The 6,018-nt window shown below is 68.5% G+C and carries 1 protein-coding gene; it reads left to right on the top strand.

Going from position 1 to position 6,018, the window contains the following annotated elements:
* The coding region (locus D7X55_RS34230; protein WP_121725247.1) for a non-ribosomal peptide synthetase at nt 1–6,018 on the top strand (6,018 nt) is incomplete at both ends.

The raw sequence follows: 6,018 nt of genomic DNA on the forward strand, positions 1-6,018 counted from the left end.
CACCTTGCTCGCCTGCCGGAAGGCGCCACGTTCCTCAACGGCTACGGCCCCACGGAGAACACGACGTTCTCCGCGACGTACACCCTGCGCCGCGACACGGTGGTGGAAGGCGCCATTCCCATCGGCCAGCCGCTCACCAACTCCACCGTCTACGTGCTCGACGCTCACCTGCGCCCGGTGCCCGTGGGCGTCGCGGGCGAGGTGTACGTTGGAGGCCCCGGCCTTGCCTGGGGATACCTGAATCGTCCTGACCTGACCGCGGAGCGCTTCGTCCCGCATCCCTTCGCGGCCACTCCGGGCGAACGGCTCTACCGCACGGGCGACAAGGCACGCTGGCGGGAGGACAGCACGCTCGACTTCCTGGGCCGCGTCGACTTCCAGGTGAAGGTGCGTGGCTTCCGCATTGAGCTGGGTGAAATCGAAGCCGCGCTGCGCTCCGCCTCCGGCGTCAACGAAGCCGTCGTGGTGGCCCGGGGCTCGGACGCGGACAAGCGTCTCATCGGCTACGTCACCGTGCACGCGGGCCACTCGCTGGACGCGGACGCGCTCAAGGTCCACCTCCGCAAGAACCTGCCCGAGTACATGGTGCCGTCGGCACTGGTAGTGCTGGACGCGCTGCCCCTCAACGCCAACGGCAAGGTGGACCGCAAGGCCCTACCGGAGCCGGAGGCTCAGCAGTCGGGCACCAGCTACGAAGCACCTCGCACGGAAGCCGAAGCGAAGCTGGCCTCCATCTGGGCCGAAGTCCTCCATCTGCCCCAGGTGGGCGTGAAGGACTCCTTCTTCGAGCTAGGGGGCCACTCCCTGCTGGCCACGCAGGTCGTCTCTCGCGTGCGCGCCGAGTTCAACGTCGAACTGCCCCTCCGCGCGCTCTTCGAGTCCCCCACGGTGGAAGCCCTCGCCGGGCGGCTGCACGGCAGCGCGAGCTCCCAGGCCCCGAAGCTCACTCGCGTCACGCATGACGGCCCGCGGCCCCTGTCCTTCGCCCAGCAGCGGCTGTGGCTGTTGGACCAACTCCAGCCCGGTGACGCGTCGTACAACATCCCCACCGCGCTCCAGCTCTCCGGACACCTGGACACGGAGGCCCTGCGCCGTGCCTTCGAAGCGCTCGTCCAGCGTCACGAAGCCCTGCGCACTACCTTCCATTCGCACCAGGACCAGCCCATCCAGACCATCCATGCAGCCAGTGGATGGACGCTGCCGCTCGTGGACCTCTCCACCCTGCCGGAGGCACTGCGGGAAGAAGAAGCGCGACGTCTGGCCAACGAGGAAGCGCGTCGGCCATTCGACCTCGCCAGGGGCCCGCTGCTCCGCGCCACGCTGGCGCGGTTGGCCGAGGACTCCCACCTGCTGCTCGTGACGATGCACCACATCGTCTCCGACGGTTGGTCCATGGGCGTCCTCGTCCGCGAAATGGTGGCCTTCTACGAGTCCTTCGCCACGGGCAGCACGCCGGCCTTCGCACCGCTGCCGGTGCAGTACGCGGACTTCGCGACGTGGCAGCGTGACTGGCTCCAGGGGGAAGCGCTGGAGGCGCAGATCCACTTCTGGAAGCAGCAGCTGTCCGGAGCGCCCGCGGCACTGGAGCTGCCCACGGACCGTCCGCGTCCGCCCGTGCAGTCGCACCGGGGCGCCACGGTGGACCTGCACATCCCCGCGCAGGTTTCCGAAGCACTCAAGACCCTGGCTCAGCGTGAAGGCGCCACGCCCTTCATGACGCTGCTGGCGGCGTTCCAGGTGCTGCTGTCGCGCTACTCCGCGCAGGACGACGTCAGCGTGGGCACGCCCATCGCGGGACGCACCCAGGCGGAGACCGAAGGACTCATCGGCTTCTTCGTCAACACGCTCGTGCTGCGCGCCCAGATGAACCCGCGTGCCACGTTCCGGGAGCTGCTGACCCAGGTGCGCGGCACGACGTTCGCGGCTTTCGAACACCAGCACCTGCCCTTCGAGAAGCTCGTCGAAGCGGTGCAGCCTGCGCGAGACCTGAGCCGCAGCCCTCTGTTCCAGGCGATGTTCGTCCTGCAGAACACGCCCAATGAGGCGCTGCGTCTGCCCGGCCTGTCCTTCCAGGCCCTGCCGCTGGAAGCACACTTCGCCAAGTTCGACCTTTCGCTGGGACTGCGCGAAGGCAGGGATGGCTTCGTCGGCACGATGGAGTACGCGACGGACCTGTTCGATGCGGCGACGGTTCAGCGCATGGCCGGGCACTTCGGCGTGTTGCTGGAGGCCATCGCGAAGAAGCCGGATACAAGACTGGGCGACCTGCCCCTGCTCACTGATCCCGAACGCCAGCAATTGCTGATCGAGTGGAATCCGCCGGCTTCACAGGTGGCGCAGGTCCCCAGCATCGCCGCGATGGTGGAGGCCCAGGTGCACCGCACGCCGGATGCATTGGCCGTCATCACGCCCGAGCGCCAGCTGACGTACCGGGAGCTGGACGCGAAGGCGAACCAGCTCGCGCACCGTCTGCGTGGCCTGGGCGTTGGGCCCGAAGTCCGCGTCGGCCTGTGCGTCGAGCGCACCGAGGACCTTGTCATCGGAGCCCTCGGCATCCTCAAGGCCGGTGGCGCCTACGTGCCGCTGGACCCCAGCTACCCGCGTGAGCGTCTGGGCTGGCTGCTGGAGGACGCGCAGGGCCCCGCCCTCGTCGCCCATTCGCACCTGCTCTCCGCGCTGCCCGAAACGTCTTCGACACCCGTGTGCCTGGACTCGGACGAGGAGCTGGCTACGCAGCCCGTGACGAAGCCCGCGGTCGCCATCCACCCGGGCCACCTCGCCTACCTCATCTACACGTCCGGCAGCACCGGCCGGCCCAAGGGCGTCGCCATCTCTCATGGCAACGCCGTGTCGTTCCTCCACTGGGCATTGGAGACGTTCACCGCCGAGGAACTGAAGGGCACGCTCGCCGCGACGAGCCTCAATTTCGACCTCTCCGTCTTCGAGCTCTTCGCCCCGTTGAGCAGCGGTGGCGCGGTGGTCGTGGCGAAGAACGCCCTGCACCTGGCGGAGCTGCCGACGGCTTCTCTCGTCACCCTCGTCAACACGGTGCCCTCCGCCATGGCGCAGTTGCTGCGCCTGAACGCGGTGCCGCCCTCCGTGCGTGTCATCAACCTCGCGGGTGAAGCCCTGCCGGAGACGTTGGCCAAGCAGGTCTACGCCGTCCCCTCGGTGCAGAAGCTCTACAACCTCTACGGGCCCTCCGAGGACACCACCTACTCCACGGCGTCTCTGGTTGGCCGCGATGAGGTGCCCCTCATTGGTCGTCCCCTGCCCGCCACGCGCGCGTACGTGCTGGATGCTTCACTCCAGCCCGTGCCTGTCGGCGTGGCAGGTGAGCTGTACCTCGCCGGTGAAGGCCAGGCTCGCGGCTACCTGCTTCGCCCGGAACTCACGGCGGAGCGCTTCGTGCCGGAGCCCTACGGTCCTCCGGGCGGCCGCATGTACCGCACCGGTGACCGCGTCCGGTACCGCAAGGACGGTCGGCTGGAGTACCTCGGCCGCATCGACTTCCAGGTGAAGGTGCGCGGCTTCCGCATCGAGCTGGGTGAAGTCGAAGCCGCGCTCCGCCGTGCACCGGGCCTCAAGGACGCTGTCGTCGTCGCGAAGGGCGAGGCCGCTGACAAGCGCCTCGTCGCCTACGTCACGCCCAAGGCCGAAGCCTCGCTGGAGGTGGAAGCCCTCAAGGCCCATCTGCGCCAGGGCCTTCCCGAGTACATGGTGCCCGCCGCGGTGGTCGTGCTGGACGCCCTGCCCCTCAACTCCAACGGCAAGGTGGACCGCAAGGCCTTGCCGGAGCCAGGGAACCTCGCGCGTTCGTCCGACTTCATCGCGCCTCGGAACGACACCGAGGCACAGCTGGCCGCGCTCTTCGCGGAAGTGCTGCGCGTGGAGCGCGTGGGCATCCGGGATGACTTCTTCGCCCTGGGCGGCCACTCGCTGCTGGCCACGCAGGTTGTCTCGCGCGTGCGGGCTGCGTTCGCGGTCGAGCTGCCGCTGCGAGCCCTCTTTGAGGCTCCCACCGTGGAAGGGCTCGCACCGAAGCTCGCGGGGGCTCGGTCCGTTGCGCTTGGGGCACCGCCGCTGCGGCCCTCGCCGCGCGAAGGCATCCTTCCGCTGTCGTTCGCCCAGCAGCGCCTCTGGCTGTTGGATCAACTCCAGCCCGGCGACATCTCGTACAACATCCCCACGGCCCTGCGGCTGACGGGCCAGCTGGACGTGGAGTCCTTGCGCCACGCCTTCGAGGCGTTGGTGGACCGTCACGAATCGCTGCGCACCACGCTCTCCGCCGAGCACGAAGAACCGTCACAATGCATCCAGCCTCCCTCCGGTTGGGAGCTGCCAGTCATCGACCTGACGCCCCTCCCCGAGTCGCACCGTGAGGAGGAAGCCCGGCGAGTGGCGGACACGGAGGCCCGGCGCCCCTTCCACCTCACCACGGGCCCGCTGCTGCGCAGCACGCTGCTGCGCCTGGGGCATGACTCGCACCTGTTGCTGGTGACGATGCACCACATCGTCTCCGACGGCTGGTCCATGGGAGTGCTCGTCCGGGAGGTGGCGGCGTTCTACGAAGCCTTCAGCACCGGCCGCACGCCCGTCCTCCCTCCGCTGCCCGTGCAGTACGCGGACTTCGCCGTGTGGCAGCGAGGCTGGCTCCAGGGGGAGGCCCTGGACAAGCAGCTGGGCTATTGGAAGCAGCAGCTGGAGGGGGCTCCGTCCGCGCTGGACCTGCCCACGGATCGTCCTCGCCCGCCCATGCAGTCCCGCCAGGGTGCCCTGGTGGACGTGCGCGTCTCTCCGGAGGTCTCCCAGGCACTCAAGGCCCTGGCCCAGCGTGAAGGTGCCACGCCCTTCATGGTGCTGCTCGCGGCCTGGCAGACGCTGCTGTCCCGCTACTCCGGCCAGGACGACATCAGCGTGGGCACGCCCATCGCGGGACGCACGCAGGCGGAGACCGAAGGTCTCATCGGCTTCTTCGTCAACACGCTGGTGTTGCGCGCCCGGCTGGAGCCGCAGGATTCGTTCCGCCAGCTGCTCGCCCAGATGAGGGCCACGACACTCGCGGCCTACGAGCACCAGCATGTGCCGTTCGAGAAGCTGGTGGAGATCCTCCAGCCCGCGCGAGACCTGAGCCGCAGCGCGCTCTTCCAGGTGATGTTCTCCCTGCAGAACGCACCCATGGATGCGCTCCGACTGCCGGGGCTGTCCTTCCAGAGCGTCCCGGTGGACACGCGGTCCTCCAAGTTCGACCTGACGCTGACGATGCAAGATTCGCCTCAGGGCTTCGTCGGAACGCTGACGTACGCCACGGATCTCTTCGACGCTTCGACCATGCAACGCATGGTGGGCCACCTCGGAGTGTTGCTGGAGGCCATCGCCGCGAAGCCTGAGGCAACTCTCGCCAGCCTGCCGCTGCTTACGGCTCTGGAGCGGCAGCAGCTTCTCGTGGATTGGAATGGGCCCAACGCGGAGTTCCCGCGAGACCTCTGCCTCCATGAGGCCTTCAGCGCCCAGGCCCTTCGCACGCCTGACGCGCTCGCCGTCATCTGCCGCGATGAACGCCTCACCTTCCGTGAGCTGGAGGTTCGCGCCAATCAGCTTGCTCACCGCTTGGTGAAGCTGGGCGTCGGCCCCGACGTGCGCGTGGTGCTGTGCGTGGAGCGCTCCGTCGAAGCCCTCGTGGGCATCCTCGGCGCACTCAAGGCCGGTGGTGCCTACGTCCCCATCGACCCCAGCTACCCGCGTGAGTGGCTGGCCCACGTCCTTCAGGACACCAGTGCTCCGGTGGTGCTCACCCAGCAGCGTCTGCGCGACTCACTGCCTCCGCACTCCGCGCACACCCTCTGCCTGGACTCCGACACTGCGGACCTTGAGTCCCAGGACGCTCCGGTGACGTCCGTCACTCCAGAGCACCTGGCGTACATCATCTACACCTCGGGCAGCACCGGCCGTCCCAAGGGCGTGATGATTCAGCACCGCTCCGTGCTGAACCTGCGCGTCGCGCTTGCTGCCACCGTG

The organism is Corallococcus sp. AB049A (assembly GCF_003668885.1).
Taxonomy (GTDB): Bacteria; Myxococcota; Myxococcia; order Myxococcales; family Myxococcaceae; genus Corallococcus; species Corallococcus interemptor.